The 25,750-nt window shown below is 47.2% G+C and carries 19 protein-coding genes and 2 tRNA genes; 2 read left to right on the forward strand and 19 right to left on the reverse strand.

The features are described from left to right. Positions 1–189 precede the first annotated feature (189 nt). Both GPK88_RS19775 and GPK88_RS10010 read left to right on the forward strand, forming a co-directional pair. Positions 190–549: a transposase gene (locus GPK88_RS19775; protein ID WP_215707755.1), complete on the forward strand. Its 360-nt coding sequence runs from the start codon at positions 190–192 to the stop codon at positions 547–549. Continuing rightward, a complete protein-coding gene (locus GPK88_RS10010) occupies positions 495–848 on the forward strand; it encodes a transposase (RefSeq protein WP_330626660.1) in 354 nt (117 codons plus the stop codon). Before GPK88_RS19775 ends, GPK88_RS10010 begins: the two co-directional genes overlap by 55 nt. Before the next feature lie 991 nt (positions 849–1,839). On the opposite strand, the gene selD is transcribed toward GPK88_RS10010, so the two are convergent. The 19 genes from selD to gltB form a co-directional block, all read right to left on the reverse strand. Beyond that, entirely contained in the window at positions 1,840–2,874 is a 1,035-nt protein-coding gene (gene selD / locus GPK88_RS10015; protein ID WP_330384958.1) for a selenide, water dikinase SelD, read from the reverse strand. Positions 2,875–3,076: 202 nt separating this feature from the next. Then, entirely contained in the window at positions 3,077–4,744 is a 1,668-nt protein-coding gene (locus tag GPK88_RS10020) for a nucleoside kinase (protein WP_173763205.1), read from the reverse strand. Between the two features lie 25 nt (positions 4,745–4,769). Next, the gene (locus GPK88_RS10025) at positions 4,770–5,552 is read right to left on the reverse strand and encodes a Nif3-like dinuclear metal center hexameric protein (protein WP_173763204.1); all 783 of its coding nucleotides are present in this window, start codon (positions 5,550–5,552) and stop codon (positions 4,770–4,772) included. Further along, a complete protein-coding gene (locus GPK88_RS10030; protein WP_243279025.1) occupies positions 5,539–6,276 on the reverse strand; it encodes a tRNA (adenine(22)-N(1))-methyltransferase in 738 nt (245 codons plus the stop codon). Before GPK88_RS10030 ends, GPK88_RS10025 begins: the two co-directional genes overlap by 14 nt. After that, positions 6,269–7,396, reverse strand: coding sequence for an RNA polymerase sigma factor RpoD (gene rpoD / locus GPK88_RS10035; RefSeq protein ID WP_148447579.1), 1,128 nt, complete (start codon positions 7,394–7,396; stop codon positions 6,269–6,271). Before rpoD ends, GPK88_RS10030 begins: the two co-directional genes overlap by 8 nt. 39 nt (positions 7,397–7,435) lie before the next feature. Continuing rightward, positions 7,436–9,229, reverse strand: coding sequence for a DNA primase (dnaG, locus tag GPK88_RS10040; protein ID WP_173763203.1), 1,794 nt, complete (start codon positions 9,227–9,229; stop codon positions 7,436–7,438). Between the two features lie 19 nt (positions 9,230–9,248). Then, positions 9,249–10,259 carry a deoxyguanosinetriphosphate triphosphohydrolase gene (locus tag GPK88_RS10045; protein WP_173763202.1) on the reverse strand — a complete coding sequence of 337 codons (1,011 nt, stop codon included), beginning with the start codon at positions 10,257–10,259 and terminating at the stop codon, positions 9,249–9,251. Positions 10,260–10,513: 254 nt separating this feature from the next. Next, positions 10,514–10,598: transfer RNA gene (locus GPK88_RS10050), tRNA-Leu, on the reverse strand. Between the two features lie 190 nt (positions 10,599–10,788). Then, positions 10,789–10,873 (reverse strand) — tRNA-Leu (locus tag GPK88_RS10055). 212 nt (positions 10,874–11,085) lie between these two features. After that, positions 11,086–11,412 carry a cupin domain-containing protein gene (locus tag GPK88_RS10060; protein ID WP_118062612.1) on the reverse strand — a complete coding sequence of 109 codons (327 nt, stop codon included), beginning with the start codon at positions 11,410–11,412 and terminating at the stop codon, positions 11,086–11,088. A gap of 211 nt (positions 11,413–11,623) precedes the next feature. Next, positions 11,624–12,847, reverse strand: a complete 1,224-nt coding sequence (locus tag GPK88_RS10065) for an LL-diaminopimelate aminotransferase (protein WP_173772327.1) — start codon at positions 12,845–12,847, stop codon at positions 11,624–11,626. A 6-nt stretch (positions 12,848–12,853) separates the two neighbouring features. After that, complete coding sequence (gene gatB / locus GPK88_RS10070) at positions 12,854–14,293, reverse strand: Asp-tRNA(Asn)/Glu-tRNA(Gln) amidotransferase subunit GatB (RefSeq protein ID WP_092069315.1); 1,440 nt, start codon at positions 14,291–14,293, stop codon at positions 12,854–12,856. Further along, positions 14,290–15,762 carry an Asp-tRNA(Asn)/Glu-tRNA(Gln) amidotransferase subunit GatA gene (gene gatA, locus GPK88_RS10075; RefSeq protein ID WP_173772329.1) on the reverse strand — a complete coding sequence of 491 codons (1,473 nt, stop codon included), beginning with the start codon at positions 15,760–15,762 and terminating at the stop codon, positions 14,290–14,292. The genes gatB and gatA overlap by 4 nt, the downstream gene beginning before the upstream one ends. A gap of 15 nt (positions 15,763–15,777) precedes the next feature. Further along, positions 15,778–16,071 (reverse strand): Asp-tRNA(Asn)/Glu-tRNA(Gln) amidotransferase subunit GatC, encoded by a 294-nt coding sequence (gene gatC / locus GPK88_RS10080; protein ID WP_021977857.1) that lies wholly within the window; start codon positions 16,069–16,071, stop codon positions 15,778–15,780. Between the two features lie 14 nt (positions 16,072–16,085). After that, positions 16,086–17,417: an aspartate--tRNA(Asn) ligase gene (gene aspS / locus GPK88_RS10085; protein ID WP_021977858.1), complete on the reverse strand. Its 1,332-nt coding sequence runs from the start codon at positions 17,415–17,417 to the stop codon at positions 16,086–16,088. 168 nt (positions 17,418–17,585) lie between these two features. Beyond that, positions 17,586–18,140 (reverse strand): ANTAR domain-containing response regulator, encoded by a 555-nt coding sequence (locus GPK88_RS10090; protein ID WP_021977859.1) that lies wholly within the window; start codon positions 18,138–18,140, stop codon positions 17,586–17,588. A 38-nt stretch (positions 18,141–18,178) separates the two neighbouring features. After that, entirely contained in the window at positions 18,179–19,501 is a 1,323-nt protein-coding gene (gene glnA, locus GPK88_RS10095; protein WP_118062616.1) for a type I glutamate--ammonia ligase, read from the reverse strand. Positions 19,502–19,701: 200 nt separating this feature from the next. Further along, complete coding sequence (gene gltD, locus GPK88_RS10100) at positions 19,702–21,189, reverse strand: glutamate synthase subunit beta (RefSeq protein WP_118062617.1); 1,488 nt, start codon at positions 21,187–21,189, stop codon at positions 19,702–19,704. A 13-nt stretch (positions 21,190–21,202) separates the two neighbouring features. Then, positions 21,203–25,747: a glutamate synthase large subunit gene (gene gltB / locus GPK88_RS10105; protein ID WP_524536003.1), complete on the reverse strand. Its 4,545-nt coding sequence runs from the start codon at positions 25,745–25,747 to the stop codon at positions 21,203–21,205. Positions 25,748–25,750: the final 3 nt, after the last annotated feature.

Consider the following 25,750-nt stretch of genomic DNA (forward strand, 5'->3'; position numbering starts at 1 on the left):
GCCTTCCGGGCGCAAGCAGGGAATAGTCCCTTATAGGGACAGAGCAAGCCACCCGCTAAGCGGGTGGTCTTGACTATACAAAAGGAGGTCCGCTTATGAATTCTGCTTTTGCTTCCAGTTATAAATTACTTCTATCTTCTATTTCTGAATTAGAACTTCAGAAGGATTCTTTTGTCCTTCGCCCTGGTATTGATTTTTCAAGAAAACGTAAGATATCCTTTCAGGATACGATCCTCTCTCTATGGAAAGAGAGGTTCCAATCAGCTCCATCTCCATGCACTGTATGATCTTTGCAATAAAAAGTATACAGATATACGGATTGAAAAAACAATGGTCAGCAATGAATCACGTGCCCTGGTCCAGATGCTGGGAAATATCGACTCCCCTGCGAAAACGATCATACTGGCTGACCGGGGATATAATTCTTTATCACGCGGAGTACGGTGCATTCGAAAAAAGATCCTGTCCGATATAAAAAGCTTTCCCCAAGATCCGTGTTTGATTTCCTGGATCTGGAAAAAGATGGAAAACAGGCAGTTTATCCTATGAAATTAAGAATAGTACGGTTTTTATTGGATACCGGTGAATACGAATGTATCGTTACGAATCTTAAAAGAGATGCATTTCCTCCGTGGAGGATTAAGGAATTATACCATTTGAGATGGGGGATCGAAACATCGTTCCGAAAACTGAAATACAGCGTTGGACTCTCCTGCTTTCATTCAAAAAAGGCGGAATATGTAGAACAGGAGATATACGCACGTGTTATCATGTATAATTTCTGTGAATCCATTACCCCACATGTAAGCACCCATCAGAAAAAAAAACAAAATACACTTACCAGGTGAATTTCACCATGGCTGTACATATCTGTAAAGCTTTCCTTCAAAAAAGCAGTCCTACCATTCCGCCTCATATCGAGACACTCCTGTTACATTACCTGGTTCCGGTCAAGCCCAGCCGGAAGTTCCCCCGCACCAAAAAGAGGAAAGGTTTTGTAAGCTTTGTATACCGGGTGTTTTAATATAAAAATACTATAACTTTTTTTGAATAAAAACACAAGATATTTAAAGGATAAAAAGAAGGTTTCTGCCCAGGGGGAGAGTCTGTGCATTTTTTACCTTAAAGGATTTAAAATTCAAAACATTAAAGAATGTAATATAAAGGTTCATATACAAAATGTTCTAACTAAATGGCATTGGCCCGAACGCCCTCCCTCGCGCTCCCACCCCGTTGGGCACGGAAGGAGTTCTTCGTTGTTGCAAGTGTATAGTTGCTGACTTTTGTCTGTATGCTACGGAATTCAAAGTGGAACGCTGTGCCGAACTAGTTCCTGGATTCTTCGATATTTATGCTGGGAGGCTGTGCCGATACAGCCACACTTTCACACTCCCAGGACAGGACGCCCCGCGTCCGCTTCCGTCCCCGCCACGTATTTTATGTTTTTTCCTACCGGCCGGAAATGCCAGCCTGAGGGAGAGGATATCGGTTCGGGCTGTTGCGGAGGAGGGGGGATACAACTTAGGTTGCGGGAGGGGGCGTTATTGCGGCAGGGTCAGCTGTTTGAGCCAACGGCGAGTTCTGGCCCTGCCGCAATGGTTTTAGCCACCTTCCGGAATCTTAGTTGTATCCCCCGACGGAGTCCTTGCCCGGAACGATATCCTCTCCCTCTGGCGTTAGGTTTTCCATCCCTCTCACGAAACCAGCAGCATCTCCCGATGGAGTCCCTGCCCGGGCCGATATCCTCTCCCTCTGGCGTCCCTCTGCCCACCAACACTTTTAGCCATCTCACAAAATCCCTATCCGGATCGATGCCAGCTCCCTCTGGCGTCCGGCCACCTACCAAATCTCCAACGTCCACTCCCGTCTATCCACAACCTCACCGATCATTCCAGCCTCCAATCCAGCCTCACCCATTCTTTTCATAATCTCCGCTGCCTCTCTCTCCGGCACCGCCGCCAACAGTCCCCCGGAAGTCTGCGGATCAAACACCACATCCTCCCTCCAGAGCACCGCCTGGCTTTTCACACCAGTTTTTTCAGCAAACTCCCGATTCCGGTAAGCCCCACCCGGGATCAGGCCCATAGAAGCAAACTTCTCCACATCCGGAAGCACCGGCAACTTCTCCGTATCAATCACGATCGTCCGCTCACTGGCCACAGCCATCTCCGTGGCATGCCCTCCAAGACCAAACCCCGTCACATCCGTACAGGCATGAACCTCAAACTCTTTCAAAATCTCACAGGCATCCCGGTTCAACCTCTTCATGGAATCCAACACCGCCCTACGGGCACCTTCCGTCACCAGATCTGCCTTGATCGCCGTATTCACGATCCCCGCACCCAGCGGCTTCGTCAAAATCAGCTTATCCCCCGTCTGCGCCCCAAAATTCTTCCAAAACTTCCTCGGATCCACAAAACCCGTCACACTAAGCCCATACTTCGGCGTATCATCCTGGATCGTATGGCCACCGGCAAGAACCGCGCCAGCCTCCATCACCTTATCCGCACCACCACGCAAAATCTCCCCCAGGATCTCCACATCCATATGTTTGGGAAACGCCACAATATTCAAAGCCGTCTTCGGAGTTCCACCCATGGCATACACATCACTCAACGCATTCGCCGCCGCGATCTGACCGAAATCATAAGGATCATCCGCCACAGGCGTAAAAAAATCCAGTGTCTGAATCAGCGCCAGATCAGAGGACACCCGGTAAACCGCCGCATCATCCGAAGTATCCGTCCCCACCAGAAGATCCGGATCGCAGAACTTCGGCAGTCCGCCAAGAACCCCTGCTAGGGTTCCCGGTCCCACTTTTGCCGCACAGCCACAGTTTGGAGCCAATTTTGTCAGTTGCACTTTCTCTCTCATGATCATTTTCCCTTTCCTTTAAGTCCTGTAAACTCTAGCCGACATCTATACGCCGCAAAGAACTTTAACTTTTTTTGATCCACACCCAAAAGACTCCATACACCACAGATCCTACGCACAGAGAAAATCAGAACAATCCCATCTTTGCGCCAACCGATATCTGCACTGCACAGAGCCTTCTATCTACACATATCTTTATTTATTATACATTAAAACAGCTGCCACCGATAAACTCCCTCAGAAGCGAGTTAAACGGAACCCCCTCACAGGGCACCGGCACAAAATAATCCAGGAACTTCAGAAGCCTCTTCGCCTCCTGATACTCCGGCTCACTCTTATCAATTCCAAAAAGCAGTGGCTCCGCATAAACCTTCAGGCAGGCAAGCTCATACACAAGAGCGGAATTAAACATCACATCCGCCTCCTCCTGGAATGGAAAAATATTCTGCTCCTCACCACGCCGTACAGACGGCCATCTTGCAATGGTATCCTTTGCAGAAGTTCCTCGTGTACGCGCATCACGGACAATCCGGCGGATCAGCCTGCCATCTGTAGTCGGGATCCGGTTATGTTCATCAATATTCAGCTGTGTCAGAGCACTGATATAAATCTTAAACTTGCTCTCTTTTGGAAGGGCATAGCTCAGTTTGTCATTAAGCCCGTGGATTCCCTCGATCACCAGGATATCATCTTTTCCAAGCTGAAGTTGATCTCCCCGGTATTCCCTGTATCCGGTCTTAAAATTAAAAGTAGGAAGATCCACTTTCTTTCCAGCAAGAAGATTCAGCATATCCTCATTAAACTGCTTGATATCAATGGCTTCCAGGCACTCAAAATTCTTTTCCCCGAATTCATCAAGCGGGGTATGCTCCCGGTTCACGAAATAATTATCCACACCGATGGGGTGAGGCTTCAGGCCATGAGCTGCAAGCTGAATGGACAACCTGTGGGAAAAACTGGTCTTTCCTGAAGAAGAAGGACCTGCGATCATTACAAACTTCACATTTCCTCTTCTCTGGATCTCCTCGGCAATGGAAGAAATCTTCGCCTCGTGAAGCGCCTCCTGGATCAGCATCAGGCTCTGAACACCCTCTCTGGTGATCCGGTCATTGAGGTCCCCCACAGTGGCAACATCCAGCTTGTCGCCCCATTCTTCCGATTCCTTCTGCACATGAAAGATCTTATCCTGCGGCTCAAAATCCTCCAGAACATCCGGTGTTTTCTGACGCGGAAGGATCAGTACAAAACCTTCGTCATAAAGCTGCAGGTCAAAATACTGCACATAACTGGTATCCGGTGCCATAAAACCGTAAAAATAATCCTCAAAATTCTCCAGACTGTAAATATTTACCCTGGAAACACGGCGGTAACGGAACAGTTTTTCTTTGTCATACATATGATGCCTGCGAAACATGGAAATGGCATCATCCGTGCTGACACTGCGTTTGTAGATCGGAATTTTCTGATCTACCAGCTCCCGCATCCGCACTTTCACCTGGTCAAGAAGCTCCTGATCCAGGGTTGCACTGCCTTTCATGGTAAAATAAAGACCATTCCCCAGAGAATAATGGATTACCACATGATCCACATTTTCCTTTCCGGCCACATCAAAAATTGCTTTCAGAAGGATAAAGATCGCACTTCGCCGGTAGGTTTTACGGCCGGCACTGTCCTTTGTGGTTATAAATCCCAGGGTACAGTCATGCCGCAGCTTCTTGTGAAGTTCTCGGAGTTTTCCGTTCTCAGTTACAAGAATCACCGGATACTCTGTTTCTCCCTCATAATCCTTTACAATCTCGGAATATGGGGTCATCTTGGGGTATTCCCTTGTTTCTCCGTTTATGGTCACTTTTATCATCGTCTGTTCCATAACACTCACCTCCACAGGCTTATACTTATAAAACAATATATGGATTTTTCACACTGGCGCAGGTCGTCTTAAGATCCGGGAACGCTTCATTCAGTTCCCTCTCCATGGCTTCCGCAAAAATATACTCCGTGCCATAATGTCCCGCATCTACGATCGCCAGTCCATCCGCCATGGTATCAATGGCAGTATGATAATCAATATCTCCGGTCACATACACATCCGCACCGGCTGCCATCACATCACGGATCATGCTCTTTCCGCTTCCTGTACAGATTGCCACAGTCTCGATCCTCTGATCCAGATCGCCGTAAACCCGCACATCTGGAAGGCAATTGCATTCTTTTACATATTTTCCAAACTCGCCAAGAGTCATGGCACGGGGAAGTTTTCCCACGCGGCCGAATCCCTCCGGCTGCTCCCCGGACTCATCGGTAACTGTAAGCACCTTTGTATCCTGAAGTTTCAGATAATCTGCGCTTAAATCTGCCATACCGATCACATCATAATTGGTATGCATGGCAAAGTACGGGATATCCTCCCGGATCAGACGTAAGATCTTCCTTCCGGTAAAGGTATGATTGTTGATCTTCTTGATCCCGGAAAAGATCATGGGATGATGGGTAAGGATCATATCCGCACCAGCTGTCACTGCCTCATCCAGCACCGGTTCTGTGAGGTCCAGTGCAAGAAATACATGGGAGATTTCTTTCTGATCATCTCCCACCAGAAGTCCCACATTATCCCATTCCTCCGCAAATTTCTGCGGATGATGTTCATTCAGCCATTCGATCAGTTCATATGCTTTCATATCGTCCAAGAGCTAACTTTATCAGCTCCATTTCCTCCTTTACTTCTGCAAGACGGTCTTTTGCAGAGGCAGATGAAGTCCCTGCCCCGGAAAAAAGATCTGCCAGTATTTTTTTACGGATGGATGCCTCCCGGAGAAGATATTCCTTCAGAACCGGATGGCATTTTTCCAGAAGGAGAGGCCCGAACCAGGCTTCTGCCTCTGTATACATGATCTTTTTACCGGTTTTATTTCGTACCGCTTTCATCATAGGATAAAACTTTCCGTCTTCTTTTATCATTTCCTCTCTTACGATCTCCCAGCCGATCTCAGAGAGAAAATGCCGGAAATGAGGAAGGTCCGACTGAGGCTGCAGGATCAGTTCCTGAAACCCCTCCCGGACCTTCGCTCCCTCATTTAATATCCTTTCCATCAGAGGACCGCCCATTCCCGCGATCACCAGGGTATCACCTTCCCCCGGCTCAAGCTTTGTAAGACCATCACTTAAACGGGTCTCTATGTAATCTTCAAGGCCATAGCGGGAAATATTCTCCCTGGCTCTTGAAAGCGGTCCCGGACGTACATCCATGGCAATGGCTGACGGAACTATTCTTTCACCAACAAGATAGATAGACAGATAGCCATGGTCACATCCTACGTCTGCCAGCCGGTTTCCTTTTGTTACCATACCGGCAATGGCACGAAGACGCATGGAAAGCTGTACGGATATATTTTTATCAGTCAAGGTAATCCTTCAGCTTGCGGCTGCGGCTGGGATGACGCAGTTTACGCAGAGCTTTCGCTTCGATCTGACGGATACGCTCTCTTGTAACGTTAAACTCTTTACCAACTTCCTCCAGAGTTCTGGCACGTCCGTCGTCCAGACCGAAACGGAGGCGGAGAACTTTCTGCTCACGGTCAGTAAGAGTACTCAAAACCTCTACCAGCTGCTCTTTCAGAAGTGTAAATGCAGCTGCATCTGCAGGTACCGGAACATTATCATCCTGGATAAAATCCCCAAGATGGCTGTCTTCCTCCTCACCGATCGGAGTTTCCAGAGATACCGGTTCCTGGGAGATCTTAAGGATCTCACGTACACGGTCTACCGGCATGTCCATCTCCTCAGCGATCTCTTCCGGCGTAGGTTCACGTCCAAGCTCCTGAAGCAGCTGACGGGAAACACGGATCAGCTTGTTGATCGTCTCAACCATATGCACCGGGATACGGATAGTACGCGCCTGATCCGCAATGGCTCTTGTGATGGCCTGACGGATCCACCAGGTTGCATAGGTACTGAACTTGTAGCCTTTTCTGTAATCAAATTTCTCAACGGCTTTGATAAGACCAAGGTTACCTTCCTGGATCAGATCAAGGAACAGCATTCCACGTCCCACATAACGCTTCGCGATGCTGACAACAAGACGGAGGTTCGCTTCTGCCAGACGCTTCTTGGCAGCTTCATCACCTTTCTCCATTCTTTTTGCAAGCTCGATCTCCTCATCCGCACTTAACAGACTGACTTTACCGATTTCTTTCAGGTACATACGAACCGGATCTTCGATGCTGACACCTTCCGGCACAGAGAGATCGATCTTGTCAAGCTCTACCTCTTCTTCATCTTCGATTCCATCCATATCCATATCATTATCAAGGAGGAGTTCGTCACCGCTGTTGTCTGTGATACGGAGAACGTCCACACCGCTGGCCTCCAGGAAATCAAAGACTTTCTCCATCTGATCTACTTCCAGTGGAGAGTCCTTGAAGAAGTCACTGATCTCCTGATATTCCAGCACATTCTTTTTCTTTTTCGCAAGTTCAAGAAGCTCTACAAGTTTCTCGCTGAATTTTGCCATATTCATTTCCATAGGTGCTCTATACCTCCATATAGTGTTTATATTTTATCCTTAATTGAAAGAAATATGCAGCTGCTGCCTCTTTCTTCCAAGGTCTTCCAGTTCTTTTTTTGCTTTTATCAGTTCCTGAAGCCCTGCCATGTCTGACGGGTCCCAGGTACGGTTTTTTTCTTTGAGGCTCTCTTCCTTGATCCGCAGCAGCGTATCAGAAAAGGCTCTCTGCTGTTCTCCTTCGTTTTCCAGATGGATGGTGGCATTAAAAAGTGATGCCACTTCTCTCTGTTCCTCGCTGTCTGTAAATACATTGAGAAGTTTTCCCGGATTGGTCTCTCCCTCCTTATGCTGGTCAAACAGCATCTGGGCCACTTCTTTATACAGCGGCACCACAAAATCTGACGGTGAAATATATTTCTCCACCTGTTCAAAGATCCCCGGATAATTCACAAGCCAGGTAAGCATCAGCTTCTGGGCCTTATCTGCGGCGGATTCTTTTTTCTTTGTTTCTGGAGTCCCGGATTTCGGCTGGATCCGTTTCTCTGCAGGCGTTCCTTTCAGAGCCAGTGTGTTGACTCTTTTTCGGATATCCTCCGTGCCCACTCCGTAACGGCCATATTCCTTCACAATTGCTTCTATATAAAGATTCCTCTCCAGTTCGTCGGAAAGTTCCAGCAGCATTTCGGCACACCGCTCAAAAAACTGATTCTGTCCCTGGGGCGCATCCATCGCAAATTCCTGTTCTGCAATATGCACACGGAACATAAAACTGTCCATCGCCTGGTTCAGACGCTCTTCAAAAGCCTCCGCACCCTCATTTTTAATAAACTCATCCGGATCCTTCCATGGTTTCAGGCTTACCACCCTGGATGTAACCCCTGCCTCCCGAAGGATCGGGATTGCACGGAGGGCCGCCCGGATACCTGCGCCGTCACTGTCATAAAGAAGCAGGACTTCCTTGGTGTAACGTTTCACAAGGCTCGCGTGTCCGGATGTCAGCGCAGTTCCAAGAGATGCCACCGCATTGGTAAAACCTGCCTGATGCATGGCAATCACATCCATATATCCCTCGCAGAGGATCAGATAATTCTTCCTGGTGGTCCTGGCCACGTTCAGTCCGTAAAGATTCCGGCTCTTGTCAAAGATCTTCGTCTCCGGTGAGTTCAGGTACTTGGGCTTGCCATCTCCCATGACACGGCCTCCGAAACCAATGACCCGGTTATTTACATCCATGATCGGGAAGATCACACGGTTCCAGAACTTGTCATACATTCCCCGCCGTTCATCCACATTGAACAGCCCGGATTCCCGGAGAAGTTCATCACTGTATCCTTTACTCTTAAGATATTTGTACAGGTCATCGCTGTACTTGTCCGAATATCCAAGGCCGAATTTCCGGATGGTTTCCTCAGAAAGTCCTCTGCCTGTCAGATACCCGTAGGCAGTTTTTCCGCCTTCTCGCCGGAGCTGATAGTAAAAATACTGAGCCGCCAGCTTGTTGATCTCAAGGAGCGTGGCCCTCTCTTCTGCTTTTTCTCTTGCTTCTCTGGAATATTCGATCTTCGGAAGCTCCACCCCTGCCCGGTCAGCAAGATGGGATAATGCCTCGCCAAAAGAATAATTCTCATATTCCATGATAAAATTGTATACGTTTCCTCCTGCCCCGCAGCCAAAGCAGTAATACATCTGCTTGGACGGCGTCACGGAAAAGGAAGGTGTTTTCTCATTATGGAAGGGACACAGTCCGAAATAGGAACTTCCCTTCCGTGTCAGTTTCACATACTGGGATATCACGTCTACAATGTCATTTTTCATTCGGACTTCTTCTATGATGTCATCTGAATAGCGCATGTTTATCCCTCTTTTCCATTTAATAGACCTCCCAGGACTTCGGTATGTAGATCTCCCTGAATTTCTCCATGGAATACTGATCTGTCATCCCCGAAATGTAGTCACATACTGCCTGTTCCTTCGGTACGCCCCGGTATTCCACCAGTTCTCTGTATTCTCTGGACATTACCTCCGGATGATCTGTATAATATTCGTATAGTTCACTCAGCATCTTGATGGCTTTATCTTCTTCCTTCTTGGCAACCGGATTCTCATAGACATTCCGGAACATCAGGACCCGAAGTTCCATCATCGCCTCAAAAACATCCGGCGACATGGAGATGCTGTCTTTCTCCATACTGTTCTCTATAATATTATGTACGAAAGTATTCAGCCTTTCTCTCGTGGTATATCCGAGAAAAGTTCTCATCGTAACAGGAATATCATCTTCTGTGATGATTCCCGCACGCTGAGCATCGTCCATATCGTGATGGATATAGGCGATCTTGTCAGAAAAACGCACGACCTGGCCTTCCAGAGTAGAAGGATTTCCACTGGTACGGTGATTCATGATCCCGTTACGGACTTCCCAGGTAAGATTCAGTCCGTTCCCGTTCTTCTCCAGTACTTCCACAACCCGGACGCTCTGTTTATAGTGGGCAAAACCCCCAGGATGTATCTGATCCAGCGCTCTTTCCCCGGCATGTCCGAAAGGCGTGTGCCCCAGATCATGTCCCAGCGCAATGGCTTCCACCAGATCTTCATTAAGCCGGAGTGCCTTGGCAATGGTACGGGCGATCTGTGATACCTCCAGTGTATGCGTCAGCCTGGTACGGTAATGATCTCCCTGCGGTGCCAGAAACACCTGCGTTTTATCTTTCATGCGCCGAAAAGCCTTGCAGTGAAGGATCCTGTCCCTGTCCCGCTGATATGCGGTACGCACATCGCATTCCTCTTCCGGCCGGTCTCTGCCTCTGGTATCTGCGCTGTGAGACGCATAGGGACTTAACAGTTCCCGTTCTCTCTGTTCCATATTCTCTCTGATGTTCATAAGCACTTCCTCCACAGTCTGACAAACAGCGGCGATAAAATACCCTCTGTTAATTATATTCTACACAAAACCGCAAATTCCTCTTTTCTGAAAAAAAAATTCAAAAAATATTGATTTTATCGTCTGTTCCGACCTGAAGGTGTCCAAAATTCTCATATTGTATATGAAACGAGAACAAATATACAAACCGCTCTTCGATTTACTTTCATATAGCCAAAAACAGAGCTGCTATTCACAGCTCTGCCTTAAAGTCATGCGGAAGATGGGACTTGAACCCACACGAGCGCAATGCTCACAAGATCCTTAGTCTTGCTCGTCTGCCAGTTCCGACACTTCCGCATGACCGCATTTCCTTGGGATTTTTTATTTTCTCCCTCGCGACAAGTGATAGTATAGCAAAGCCGTCTCTATCTGTCAACACTTTTTTTCAAAAGTTTTTTCTTTTTTTCGCCGGCAAAATCTGACTGATTTTTGCTTATAAAATCACAAAAAAGACGGAACTGTAATTCACAGTTCCGTCTTAAAGTCATGCGGAAGATGGGACTTGAACCCACACGAGCGCAATGCTCACAAGATCCTTAGTCTTGCTCGTCTGCCAGTTCCGACACTTCCGCATATCGCATTTCTTCGGGATTTTTTATTTTCTCCCTCGCGACAAATGATAGTATAGCAAAGCCGTCTCTATCTGTCAACACTTTTTTCTAAAAAAAATGAAAAATATTTTTTATTTATACAATTGGCACATTTCGTTCAATTAAAAGAGGCAGCCTTTCCAAAAAAAGCCGCCCCTGTCATACTTCTGTTTTCTCTATTTCGTCTATATGGATCAGTCAAAAATGATCAGTGCCATAAATACAAGATCTGTTTCTCCTGTATTTGTAAGGCCGTGTCCTTTTCCATCTGGAGTGATGGTGATATCACCGGCTTTTACCGGGCGTTTCACACCGTTATCGTCGTACTCGCCTTCACCGCTTAAGATATAGTAGGTTTCTGTCTCACCATGATGCTCATGGTATCCGAGGGAACAGCCCTTCTCGATGGTAACCTGTGCGTAAAGTCCGCATTTTCCTTTCAGCTCGTCTCCCTCAAGAATGTCTTTGATGATCACATGGCCTTTACCGCCGCACATATTTTCTACTCTTCTGATACCCATGATAAAATCCCCTTTCGTGATTGCGTAAATTTGTGAATTTCATAAACACAGCCTCTTTGTGTTCTGCGTTTCACTTCCTGTACAATTATAAACGATATGATAAATTTTCGCAATCCTCATTGCCAATTTCCTGAATTTGCTCAAAAAATTTCTTATAAACGAAAACGAAGCAGACCTTTTACAAAGACCTGCCTCGCAACTTACACCTGTATTACAGATTTTTAATTCTCTCAATCGCTTCCAGTGTATTCTCATAGCTTCCGAATGCAGTCAGACGGAAGTATCCCTCACCATGTGCACCAAAGCCTGAACCTGGTGTTCCTACGATGTGTGCTTTCTCAAGGAGATAGTCGAAGAACTCCCAGGAAGTCATCTGATCCGGTGTTTTCAGCCAGATGTATGGCGCATTTTTTCCACCGGATACGGAAAATCCTGCTGCGGAAAGTCCGTCGAGGATTGTCTTTGCATTACGCATGTAGTAAGCGATCTGTTCTTTCAGCTGTGCTTTTCCCTCCGGAGAGTAAACAGCCTCGCCTGCTCTCTGCACGATATACGGAGCACCATTGAACTTGGTTCCGTGACGTCTTGCCCAGAGGCTGTGAAGCTCTACGCCGTCACGTACCAGTTCCTTCGGAACTACAGTAAAACCAAGACGAACGCCTGTGAAACCTGCATTCTTGGAAAAGCTTCGAAGCTCGATAGCACAGGTTCTCGCACCCTCACACTCATAAATGCTGTGCGGAACATCTTCCTCGGAAATATATGCCTCATATGCTGCGTCATAGATGATCACGCAACCGTTTTTGTTTGCGTAATCAACCCACTCCTGAAGAGCAGCCTTTGTGATGGCACCACCGGTCGGGTTGTTCGGGAAGCAGAGATAAATAAGATCCGGTACTTCATCTGCCGGGATCTCCGGAAGGAAACCGTTATCCTCTTTACATGGCATGTAGATCACACCGTCAAAGTTCTCACGCTCTTTGTTATAAAGACCTGTACGTCCGGCCATAACGTTGGTATCTACGTATACAGGATAAACCGGGTCACAAACTGCAACCTTGTTATCCAGTCCGAAGATCTCCTGGATGTTTCCGGAATCACTTTTTGCTCCATCGGAAACAAAGATCTCGTCTGCGCTGATGTCGCAGCCTCTGGACTGATAATCATTTTTTGCAATGGCACTTCTTAAGAATTCATATCCGAGATCCGGAGCATATCCGTGGAAGGTTTCTGCGTGTGCCATCTCGTCTACGGATTTATGAAGGGCATCGATGATCGCCGGTGCAAGAGGCTGTGTCACATCACCGATTCCAAGACTGATCACAGAATCCTTAAATTCCGGATTGGCCTCCTTATATGCGCTTACCTTCTTTGCGATATTGGAAAACAGATAGCTTCCCGGAAGTTTTAAATAATTCTGATTTACTGTCACCATAATATTTTATCTCCTTCTCTCAATTTCCTCTGCCAGTGCTTTTCTGACGCTGTCAGGATTTGCCTTGCCTTTCAGTTCTCTCATCAGCTGTCCTACAAAAAATCCCATAACCTTATCCTTGCCGCCCAGAAGCTCTGCCAGCGGTCCGGGGTTTGCATCTACGATCTTTTTCACAGTTTCGGTGAGAAGGCCTGTATCTTCTACGATCTTAAGGCCATTCTCTTCTATATATACAACCGGATCAATATCCTCGTCAAACACTTTTTCAAATACTTTCTTGGCATTCTGTGCGCTGACCTCTTTTTTCTCCACCATGGAAAGAAGGTCTGCCAGATGCTTCGGGGTAAAGCTTACCCTTTCCGGATCAAGGCCCTTGTCCTTTGTCAGGCGGAGAACCTCCACCATAAACCAGTTTGCCACCTTTTTCGGGTTTCCGAGAAGAACTGCTGTCTCCTCAAAAAGTCCTGCCAGATGTCTGGATTCGGTCAGGATCCCTGCATCATAAGCCGGAAGCTCATACTCCTTCTGATAACGCTCCATCTTGGCTTCACGAAGCTCCGGAATGGAAGTACGCAGCTCTTCGATCCATGCATCGGAAATGTGGATCGGCGGAAGATCCGGATCCGGGAAGTAACGGTAATCCTTTGCATCCTCCTTGGAACGCATAGCATGGGAAGACTCTTTGTTATCGTCCCATCTTCTTGTCTCCTGTACAACGGCTCTTCCTTCTTCCAGAAGCTCGATCTGACGTTCTCTCTCTCCTTCGATTGCTCTCGCAATGGCCTTGAAGGAGTTCAGGTTCTTCATCTCGGTTCTTGTTCCGAAGGTCTCGCTTCCCACCTCACGGACAGAAAGGTTGACGTCGGCACGCATGGAACCTTCCTGAAGTTTGCAGTCAGAAACTCCAAGATACTGCATGGTGCAGCGGAGCTTTTCCAGATATGCGATAACCTCCTCGGAGCTTCTCATATCCGGCTCGGATACGATCTCGATAAGTGGCACGCCACTTCGGTTGTAGTCAACCAGGGAGCAGTCTTCCCACTCATCATGGATCAGCTTACCGGCATCTTCCTCCATGTGCATCTCGTGGATACGTACGGTCTTTTTGCCTGCGGAAGTCTCGATCTCAACGGCTCCGTCGTAGCAGATTGGCAGATACAGCTGAGAGATCTGGTAGTTCTGGGGATTATCCGGGTAAAAATAGTTCTTACGGTCAAACTTGCAGTACTGATGGATATGGCAGTTTGCCGCAAGACCTGCCTTGATGGCAAACTCTACCACTTTTTTATTGAGGACCGGAAGAGATCCCGGCATACCGGTGCAGACCGGGCAGGTATGTGTATTTGGTGCACCTCCGAATTCTGTGGAGCATCCGCAGAAGATCTTTGTTTTTGTGGCAAGCTCCACGTGCACCTCAAGTCCTATGACTGTCTCATACTGTTTCATGCCTTTTCTCCCCCTTCCATTGCTGTTCCGAAATCACCGCGTTTTTTCTCATATGCGTGTGCCGCGCGGAACAGATTATTTTCTTTGAAGCAGTCACCAATCATCTGGATTCCGATCGGAAGTCCTGCTGCGTCTTTTCCACACGGAACTGTGATTCCGGGAAGTCCGCACAGGTTTACTGCTACCGTATAAATATCGCCAAGATACATGGCAAGCGGGTCTTTCAGGCTCTCTCCCAGCTTCGGTGCGGTAAACGGAGATGCCGGAGCAAGAAGGACATCATATTTGGAAAAGGCCTCGTCGAATTCTTTTTTGATGAGGGCTTTTGTGCGAAGTGCTTTCAGGTAGTAAGCATCGTAGTAACCGGAGCTTAATACGAAAGATCCCAGCATGATACGACGTTTTACTTCCTCGCCGAAACCTTCGGTTCTTGTCTTTTTGTACATATCATGAAGTCCCTCGTACTCTTTTGCACGGAAACCGTACTTCACGCCGTCAAAACGCTCCAGGTTGGAGCTGGCCTCTGCGCTGGCGATGATGTAGTAGGCAGGGATCATATATTCTGTTGTCTTCATGGAGAAAAATTCTACCACTGCACCCATCTCGGTAAGGCTTTTCAGTGTATTCATAAATGCCTCTTTTACCTCAGGGTTCAGGCCTTCGGAAAGATATTCCTTGGGCACACCGAATTTCATTCCCACGATCTTATCTGTCATGGAAGAGGAGAAATCAAGATCCTCTCTCTTCATGGAAGTGCTGTCTTTTGCATCGTGTCCGGCAATGATCTCAAGAAGTGCCGCACAGTCCGCAACGTCTTTTCCAACCGGTCCAATCTGGTCCAGAGAGGATGCATAGGCAACCAGTCCGTAACGAGATACGGTACCGTAGGTTGGCTTGATTCCGGTAACACCACAGTAGGAACTTGGCTGACGGATAGAACCGCCGGTATCAGAACCAAGTGCCAGGTAAGTTTCCCCTGCTGCCACTGCCGCACAGGAACCACCGGAAGATCCTCCCGGAACGTGTTCCAGATCCCACGGGTTTCTGGTCACGCCATAGGCAGAAGTCTCTGTAGTACTTCCCATGGCAAACTCATCCATATTTGTTTTTCCGATAATTACAAGTCCTGCTTCTTCCAGACGGTCAATGACTTCTGCATTGTACTGTGGAACGAAGTTTTCAAGGATCTTTGATGCACAGGTGGTTGTTTTTCCCTTGATGCAGATATTATCCTTGATAGCGATGGGTACACCGGCAAGAGGTCCGGTATAAGTTCCGTCCTCAATGCCTTTCTGTACTTCTTTTGCTCTTGCATAGGCTTCTTTTTTATAGGTATCAAGATAAGCGTGGACTTTGTCCTCTTTTGCCTCGATCTGATCAAATACGTATTTCACACCGTCCAGGACGCTTATCTGATGCTGTTTGATCTTTTCCGCAAGCTGTAATGCGGTTAATTTTCCCAAATCCATGTCCTGTCTCCTGTCTTATCCAATTGTTTTCGGAACCTGATACTGATCTTCTTTCTGCTTCGGCGCGTTGGCAAGCATTGCCTCATGGTTGTCGCCGTTTGTCACAACGTCTTCACGGAATACGTTTTCGTCCTCAAAAATATGGGACATAGGCTCTACGGAAGAAGTGTCAAGCTCGTCTAACTTATCTACATAGTCCAGCATCTTCTGCATATCCTCTTTTGCCTTTTCCTTCTCGTCCTCTGTCAGAGAAAGCTTCGCCAGGATGCAGACATTTTCCATTGTTTCATCATCGATTATCTTTGCCATCTTTTTTCTCCTTATTACGGCTCAAGTCTGTTCATATCACGTGGGAACAGGCAGGTCTCACGAACATTTTCCTCTCCCAGGATCTGCATGGTAAGACGTTCCAGTCCGATTCCAAGTCCTCCGTGAGGCGGCATTCCATGTTTGAACGTATCCAGGTACTGTTCCATACCTTCCTCGTCCATGCCACGGGCTGCGATCTTGTCTTTCAGCATCTGATAATCATGGATACGCTGTCCGCCTGTGGTGACCTCAAGTCCTTTGAACAGAAGGTCAAAGCTTAATGTAAATTTCTCATCTGCCGGATCATCCATTGCGTAGAACGGACGTTTCTTGGACGGATAATGTGTGACAAAAACAAAATCCGCATCGTATTCTTCTTTAAAATATCTTCCGATCAGCGCCTCTTCTTCCGGCTCCAGATCGTACGGGTTGCGGATCTTACGTTTATATTTCTCAGCCACCAGCTCTTTTGCTTTGTCAAAACGTACAGCCGGGATCTTGTCTACTTTCGGAAGTTCCACTTTCAGAATGGAAAGTTCATGAGCGTAGTCTTTCTTCAGAAGCTCCACCGCATACTGAAGGAATCCGGTTTCCATCTCCATGATATCCTCAAATCCGTTGATGTAGCCCATCTCAAAGTCAAGGCTTGTATATTCATTCAGATGACGTTTGGTGTTGTGTTTCTCTGCACGGAATACAGGGCCGGTCTCAAATACACGGTCAAAAACGCCTACCATCATCTGTTTGTAAAACTGCGGGCTCTGTGCCAGGACAGCCGGTTTGTGGAAGTAGCTCAGTTTGAACAGGTTTGCGCCACCCTCTGCACCTCTAGCTCCGATCTTCGGTGTGTGGATCTCAGTGAATCCTTTTTCATAAAGATAATCACGGAATGCACGCACCAGCGCTTCCTGGATCTTGAATTTTGCACGCTCCTGCACGTTACGCAGAGCGATGGGACGATAGTTCAGTTTTGCCTCCAGAGAAGTGTTCAGTTTCCATTTGTCGATTGCCAGGGGAAGTGGCTCTGCCGGTGAGGAAAGGATCTCCACATGGCTGATGCGAAGCTCTCTTCCGTGAGGTGCTCTTTCTTCCTCGTGAAGAGTTCCTGTGAGGCGGACACACATTGCCTCTTTCAGATCATGAATGGAAACATTTGTCTTGTCGTTCTCATATACTGTCTGAAAAAGTCCCTCTTTTTTTCGAAGTATCACAAATGCCACATCACCCATATTACGGATGCTGTGTATTGCTCCTTCCACTGTTGCTTCCTGGTCTTTCATGCTTTCAGAAAGAAGCACATCCCAGGCACATTCTCTAGTCTTACAGATTCCATCCATAAATTCCATTCCCTCATCCTCCAATTCCGGTGCAAAAAACATTCGGCATTCAGCCTTTTTTCTTTGCGCCTGTATTTTGATAAGCGGGTCTTACGAACCCGCTCTGCCACTTTTTTCTGTCAAATTCTGCTTTTTCTTTTATATTTTTCGTTTATATTTTTCGTTTATATTTTTCGTTTATACAGAATCATATAAAAGCATCAGAACCATCTGAGCTGTCTCCACCATATTGGTCCCGGAATCCATACTGCATTTCTGAATATAACGGTATGCGTCTTCCTCACTCAGATGATTTCTTTCCATTAAAAGCATCTTTGCATTTGAAATATAATTCTGCTCTTTCCATGAACGCTGCTTCGGTTTTTTCTTATCTTTTTTCCAGCGCCTTTCGATCTGGGAAAGGATCATGCTTACTGTATTTACCAGATCTCCGGCTTTCAGAGGCATTCCCACACACAAAACAGAAGGTGGTGCTTCACTGATCACTCCCTGCGAAGCCATAAGCAGCATTTCAAAATAATCCGGCATATAGTCCAGAAGATCACGGTAATACATATCCTGAAGATGATAGCCGCAAAGCAGGACGCCACCATCAAGTTCCGAGATACTGGCAAGGGCATTTGCACCTGAATTGCATACCGCCGCCACCGTGAATCCATATCGGTTAAGGACTGTGCGGATCTTTTTTGCATCTTCTATTTTCGGTAATGCAATCACGATACTCGTGTTCATAAGCCGCCACTCTCTTTCGTCCCATTATGCCTCAATCATCAGATTCGATACAGATACTCCTCGATCTCCCAGTCGGAAATCTCCTGGGAATAACGCAGCCATTCTTTTCTCTTGGCCTGCGCGTACTGTTTGCAGAAATCTTCTCCAAGGATCTCTTTCATCCAGTCACTTTCCTCAAACAGTGTGATCGCTTCCCGTAAATTCTCCGGTAAATTCTCGATACCCTGTTCCTTCTGGTCCGACTCGGAAAGAGAACGGTCAGAAGCTTTTGTCGGATAGATCTTCTTCTGGATTCCATCCAGGCCCGCTGCCAGGCATACCGCAAAAACAAGGTATGGGTTGGATGCAGCATCCGGGCTTCGAAGCTCGATTCTGGTATCATTACCATTGACTCTCGGGATCCTTACCAGTGAATTCTGGTTGTTTCTCGTCCAGGTCAGTTCTGTCGGTGCATCGAATCCAGGCACAAGGCGCTTGTAAGAGTTTACCAGCGGATTTGTGATAAGTGCCATCTCCCGGCTGTGTGCCAGAAGACCTCCGATAAAATAGCATGCCTCATTACTTAATTTGGACGGATCATCCGGATCCACAAAAATATTTCTTCCATTTTTAAACAGCGAAAAATGGATATGCATGGCTGAGCCGTTTACTTCCCGTCTTGGCTTCGGCATAAAGGTTGCATGAAGTCCATGGCGTTTGGCTACGGTCCTTACTGCCATCTTAAAGGTCATAACTGCGTCTGCCATCTCACGTGCTTCCCCGTAATGAAGGGCAATCTCATGCTGTGCAGGTGCTGTCTCATGATGAGAGGATTCCACCTCAAATCCCATATCCTCAAGAGTCAGTACCATGTCACGTCTTGCATTTTCACCCAAGTCCACCGGACTTACATCCAGATATCCGGCTTTTTCGTGAGAAACCGTTGTAGGCATTCCGTTGTCATCAATATGAAACAGGAAAAACTCGCATTCCGGGTCAACATAGCAGGTGTATCCTGCCTCTTCTGCTGCCTGCGCTGTTTTTTTCAGAATGTATCTGGAGCTCATCTCATGTTCAGATCCGTCTGCACGGCGCATATCACAGATCAGTCTTGCAACCTTTCCCTGCTGAGGACGCCATGGGAGAATTGAAAAAGTATCGTAATCCGGATACAGGATCAGATCCGGCTCCTTTTCTCCCACAATGCCCGCAATATGAGAGCCATATACAACGCACTGGTTATCCAGGGCTCTTGGAAGCTCTCTTGCTGTGATCGCAATATTTTTCAGAGTTCCAAACATATCTGTAAACTGGAGGCGGATGAACTCTACGTCTTCCTCCTCTGCCATTGCAAGAATCTCTTCTCTGGTATAATTCCCCATAGTATTCTCTCCTTTATTTCCTCATCACACAAAATAATTACCCTAAAAAATAGAAAAAGGGTGCACTTCAGAGAGCTTTCGCTCCTGAAGAACACCCTTGTTCATGGACGTAATTATAGCAATCGGTCAATTCTTTGTCAACTTTTTTTTAAAGGAAATTAGGGGCAAAAAGAACTTTGCCCCTGGTATTTTTAACTTTTTTACTGTAAATATGAATAACTCATCAGAGATTCATCCACTGCCTTCGCAGCCTCACGTCCCTCGTGGATCGCCCATACGACAAGTGACTGTCCACGGTGCATATCGCCTGCTGTGAATACACGGTCTACGCTTGTTGCGTACTGCTCCGGTTTTGTCTCCACGTTGGTTCTTGGTGTCAGTGCTACATGGAAAGCATCGGTTACATATTTCTCGCTTCCGAGGAAACCTGCTGCAATCAGTACCACATCTGCAGGAATCACTTCCTCGCTGCCTTCGATAGGAACCATGTTGAATCTTCCGGTCTTTTCGTCTTTTACGCTTTTCAGTTTGACAATCTTTGCCTTGCAGACATTTCCTTTTTTATCTTTGATAAATTCGGTAACGGTTGTCTGATAGATTCGCGGGTCATGACCAAATACTGCAATAGCCTCTTCCTGGCCGTAATCGGTTTTCAAAACCTTCGGCCACTCCGGCCACGGGTTGGACGGTGTTCTTGTTACCGGAGGCTTTGGCATCATCTCAAGCTGTGTTACGGATTTTGCACCAAGACGGATGGAAGTTCCCACACAGTCATTTCCGGTATCACCACCGCCGATGACCAGAACATGTTTGCCTTTTGCAAGCTCATATGGGAATTTTGCAAAATCGGTATCCAGAAGGCTTTTTGTTACCTGTTTCAGGAAATCCACTGCAAAGTAGATTCCTTTTGCATCTCTTCCCGGAACCTTGATATCTCTCGGATGGGAAGCTCCGCAGCAGAGAAGGACACGGTCATAATCTTTCAGAAGCTGCTCCGCGGTAATGTCCACACCAACGTTGATGTTGGTGACAAACTTCACGCCTTCCTCTTCCATCAGTTTCAGTCTGCGGTCGATGACTTTTTTCTCCAGTTTCATATTCGGGATACCATAGCGGAGAAGTCCTCCGATACGGTCGTTTCTTTCAAATACGGTTACGCTGTGACCACGGCGGTTCAGCTGCTGTGCTGCTGCCAGTCCAGAAGGGCCGCTTCCGATGACTGCGATTGTCTTTCCTGTGCGGACAGGCGGGATCTGTGGTTTTACCCAGCCTTCTGCATAGGCAGTCTCGATAATGGCTTTCTCATTTTCCTTTGTGCTGACCGGATCTCCGTTCAGGTTGCAGGTACAGGCAGCTTCACAGAGTGCCGGGCATACTCTTGAAGTAAACTCCGGAAAACTGTGGGTCTTGTTCAGACGAAGAAATGCCTGTTTCCAGTTTCCTGTGTATACAAGATCGTTTGTCTCAGGAACCAGGTTGTGAAGCGGGCAGCCGGAAGCCATTCCGCCGATCATCATACCTGCCTGGCAGAAGGGAACGCCGCAGGCCATGCAGCGTGCTCCCTGAAGTTTCTGTTTTTCTTTATTTAACGGAATACGAAATTCGTTGAAATTCTGAATACGTTCTTTTGGCGGCAGAACTTTTGCCGTTTCTCTTTCATAATCTAAAAATCCAGTTGGCTTTCCCATTTCCTCATCCTCCTTAATGTTTCACGCCGATGCTCTCATAGAATGCTTCCATCTGTGCCTGCTGGCTGGTCAGACCTTTTTCTTCCAGCTTTGCACTTAATGTGATCATTCTCTTGTACTCATCCGGAATGAGTTTTTTGAAGTGAGGCAGATAGGAATCAAAATCAGCCAGCACCTTCTTACCGATCTCGGAGCCTGTTGCTTCTACATGAGCCTCGATGAGATCACGAAGCTCTTTTTTATCATATTTATTATCCACTTTTTCAATGGAGATCATTGCTTTGTTAAGGTTCTTGTAAAGAACGTTGTCCACATCAAGAACATAAGCGATACCGCCACTCATACCTGCCGCGAAGTTCTTTCCGGTTTTTCCGAGAACTACCACACGGCCACCGGTCATGTACTCGCATCCATGCTCACCAACACCCTCAACTACTGCCACTGCACCGGAGTTACGGACTGCAAAACGTTCACCTGCAACACCGTTGATAAATGCAGTTCCGCTTGTGGCACCATAGAGTGCTACGTTTCCGACAATGATGTTCTCTTCTGCTTTGTATCCGGCTTTTTCCGGAACTTTGACGATCAGTTTACCACCGGAAAGGCCTTTTCCAAAGTAGTCATTGCTGTCACCGGTCAATTTCAGTGTCAGTCCTTTCGGGATAAATGCACCGAAGCTCTGTCCGCCTGCACCTGTACAGTTTACAGTTACGGTATCTTCCGGAAGGCCCTCTTTATGGTTTCTCGTGATCTCAGATCCAAGGATGGTACCGAATGCACGGTCTGTGTTGGTAACATTTACATCTACAGAAACTTTCTCACCTTTCTGGATCGCCGGCGCACATTTCTTAACCAGAACTTTTTCATCCAGAGTTTTCTCAAGGTTGAAGTTGTATACCGCTTTCGGATCAAAAGTAACTTTGCCTTTTCCTGCATATGGGTTATTCAGGATCGCACTTAAGTCAACTTTGCCCTTATGTGGCTCCTGTACGCTGTCAGAAACGGTAAGAAGATCTGTACAGCCTACCATCTCGTCGATGGTTGCAACGCCAAGACGTGCCATGTACTCTCTCAGTTCCTGTGCGATAAATCTCATGAAGTTCTCCACATACTCCGGTTTTCCACGGAATCTCTTACGGAGTTCCGGATTCTGGGTAGCAACGCCAACCGGGCAGGTATCCAGGTTGCAGACTCTCATCATCACGCAGCCCATAGTTACAAGGGGAGCAGTTGCAAAACCGAATTCCTCTGCACCGAGAAGCGCTGCGATAGCAACGTCACGGCCGCTCATCAGCTTACCGTCTGTCTCGATACGTACACGGTTACGAAGTCCGTTCATGATCAGTGTCTGATGTGTCTCTGCAAGTCCAAGCTCCCACGGAAGTCCTGCATTGTGGATGGAACTTCTCGGTGCCGCTCCGGTACCTCCGTCGTATCCGGAGATCAGAACAGTCTGTGCTCCGGCTTTTGCAACACCGGCAGCGACCGTACCAACACCAGCCTCGGAAACCAGTTTTACGGAAATATCTGCATATTTGTTTGCATTTTTCAGGTCATAGATCAGCTCTGCCAGGTCCTCGATGGAGTAGATATCGTGGTGTGGTGGCGGAGAGATCAGGCTGACTCCTGGTGTGGAATGACGGGTCTTTGCGATCCACGGATATACTTTCTTTGCAGGAAGATGTCCACCTTCACCAGGTTTTGCACCCTGTGCCATCTTGATCTGAATTTCTCTTGCAGATACCAGATAACGGCTGGTAACACCGAAACGTCCGCTGGCTACCTGTTTGATAGCGGAGCAACGGTCATTGTCTGTTCCTGCGGAATCCAGACGCTCATCACTCTCTCCACCCTCACCGGTATTGGATTTTCCATGGAGATGGTTCATGGCGATGGCCAGTGTCTCATGTGCTTCCTGGGAAATGGAACCGTAGGACATGGCACCTGTCTTAAATCGTTTTACAATGTCGTCAACACTCTCAACCTGATCGATGGGAAGAGGTTCTTTTGCAAACTTGAAGTCCAGAAGTCCTCTTAGGTTTCCATGGCCTTCTTCGTCTACCAGTTTTGTATACTCTTTGAACATCTCATAGCTGCCCTGCTTTGTGGACTGCTGAAGAAGATGGATGGTACGTGGATTGTATCTGTGCTCCTCGCCCTGACTTCTCATCTTGTGAGCACCTACGCTGTCTAAAGTAAGGTCTGTGGCAAGTCCCAGCGGGTCAAATGCCTCAGAGTGGAGTTTTTCTACGTTATCCTCGATATCTTCCAGTGTGATTCCGCCTACACGGCTTACTGTTCCTGTAAAGTAGCGGTCGATCACATCCTGGGAAATTCCGATTGCCTCAAAGATCTGAGATCCCTGATAGGACTGGATGGTGGAAATGCCCATCTTGGAAGCGATCTTTACGATACCGCTGATAACCGCATGATTGTAATCATCAACCGCTGCATAGTAATCTTTGTCCAACATATGGGTATCGATGAGTTCATGGATGGTATCCAGTGCCAGGTATGGATTGACAGCACTTGCGCCATAACCAAGAAGTGTTGCGAAATGATGTACTTCTCTCGGTTCACCGGACTCCAGGATCAGCGCAAGGGATGTACTCTTCTTTGTTTTTACAAGGTGCTGATGCACTGCGGAAACAGCAAGAAGAGACGGGATCGGCATATGGTTCTCATCTACGCCACGGTCAGAAAGGACCAGGATATTTGCGCCCTCACGGAAAGCCTTATCAACCTCTACGAACAGGCGGTCAATGGCACGTTCCAGTTTTGTACTCTTATAATACAAAGTAGAAATGGTCACAACCTTGAAGCCGTCCTTTTTCATGTTCTTGATCTTCAGCATATCGGTGTTTGTCAGGATCGGGTTGTTGATTTTAAGAACCTGGCAGTTCTCCGGATTCTGAACAAGAAGGTTTCCGTCTTTTCCTACGTATACACTTGTGGAAGTAACGATCTCCTCACGGATTGCATCGATCGGCGGGTTTGTTACCTGTGCAAAAAGCTGTTTGAAGTAATCGAACAGCGGATAATGTTCCTTGGAAAATACTGCAAGAGGAGTATCATGTCCCATAGCTCCAATGCTCTCTGAGCCGTTTAATGCCATGTTTCGGATAGAAGTACGGTACTGCTCATAAGTATATCCGAATGCTTTCTGGAGACGTGCTCTCTCCTCCGGTGTATACTCGATAACTCTCTGATTCGGGATCTTGATATCACGGAGCTGTACCAGATTGCTGTCCAGCCATTCGCCGTAGGGCTGTTTTTTCGCATATTTCTCTTTCAGTTCATCGTCATCGATGACACGGCCCTGAACCGTATCAACCAGGAGCATTTTTCCAGGATGGAGACGCTCTTTTAATACGATCTTCTCCTCATCTACCGGAAGGACACCAACCTCAGAGGAAAGAATCATGTATCCGTCAGAGGTAATATAATATCTGGATGGACGAAGGCCGTTTCTGTCAAGAACAGCTCCCATCACATCACCATCTGAGAACAGAATGGACGCAGGTCCGTCCCATGGCTCCATCATGGTTGCATAGTACTGATAGAAATCACGTTTCTCCTGGGAAATGGTATCATTGTTTGCCCATGGCTCCGGAATTGTGATCATCACTGCAAGCGGAAGATCCATTCCACTCATAACCAGGAATTCCAAGGTATTGTCAAGCATTGCAGAGTCAGAACCATTGCGGTTGACTACAGGAAGAACTTTGTGGAGCTCGTCTTTCAGATATGGAGACTCCATATTTTCCTCACGGGCAAGCATCTTATCTGCGTTGCCGCGGATGGTGTTGATCTCACCGTTATGTACGATGAAACGGTTCGGATGTGCTCTCTCCCAGCTCGGGTTTGTGTTGGTACTGAAACGGGAATGTACCACTGCAATGGCAGATTCGTAATCCTGGCTCTGAAGATCTCCGAAGAAAGTACGGAGCTGTCCTACCAGGAACATACCTTTGTATACAATGGTACGGCTGCTCATGGAAACTACGTAAGTATTATCATTACTCTGTTCAAACTCACGGCGGGCAATGTAAAGCATACGGTCAAAGGCAAGGCCTTTTTCCACGTCTTCCGGTTTCTTGATGAATGCCTGCATGATGCATGGCATACACTCTCTTGCCTTATGTCCAAGAACCTCCGGGAATACCGGCACTGTACGCCATCCAAGAAGCTCCAGGCCTTCTTTTTCCACGATGATCTCGAACATCTTCTTTGCCTGGGCACGTTTGATCTCATGCTGTGGGAAAAAGAGCTGGGCTACACCATATTCTCTCTCGCCGCCGATCTCAAAGCCCTCTTTCTTACAGACTTTTTTGAAGAATTTATGGGAGATCTGGAGAAGGATACCGACGCCATCGCCGGTTTTTCCTTCTGCATCTTTACCTGCACGATGCTCCAGATTCTCTACGATCTTAAGAGCATTTGCAACAGTATCATGTGTTTTCTTTCCTTTTATATTAACAACGGCTCCGATACCGCAGTTATCATGTTCGAATTCAGGGCGGTAGAGGCCCTGCTGCTGATTTCCTACTTCTCTCATTTT

This window comes from Blautia sp. MCC269 (assembly GCF_018785655.1).
Lineage (GTDB): Bacteria > Bacillota > Clostridia > Lachnospirales > Lachnospiraceae > Blautia_A.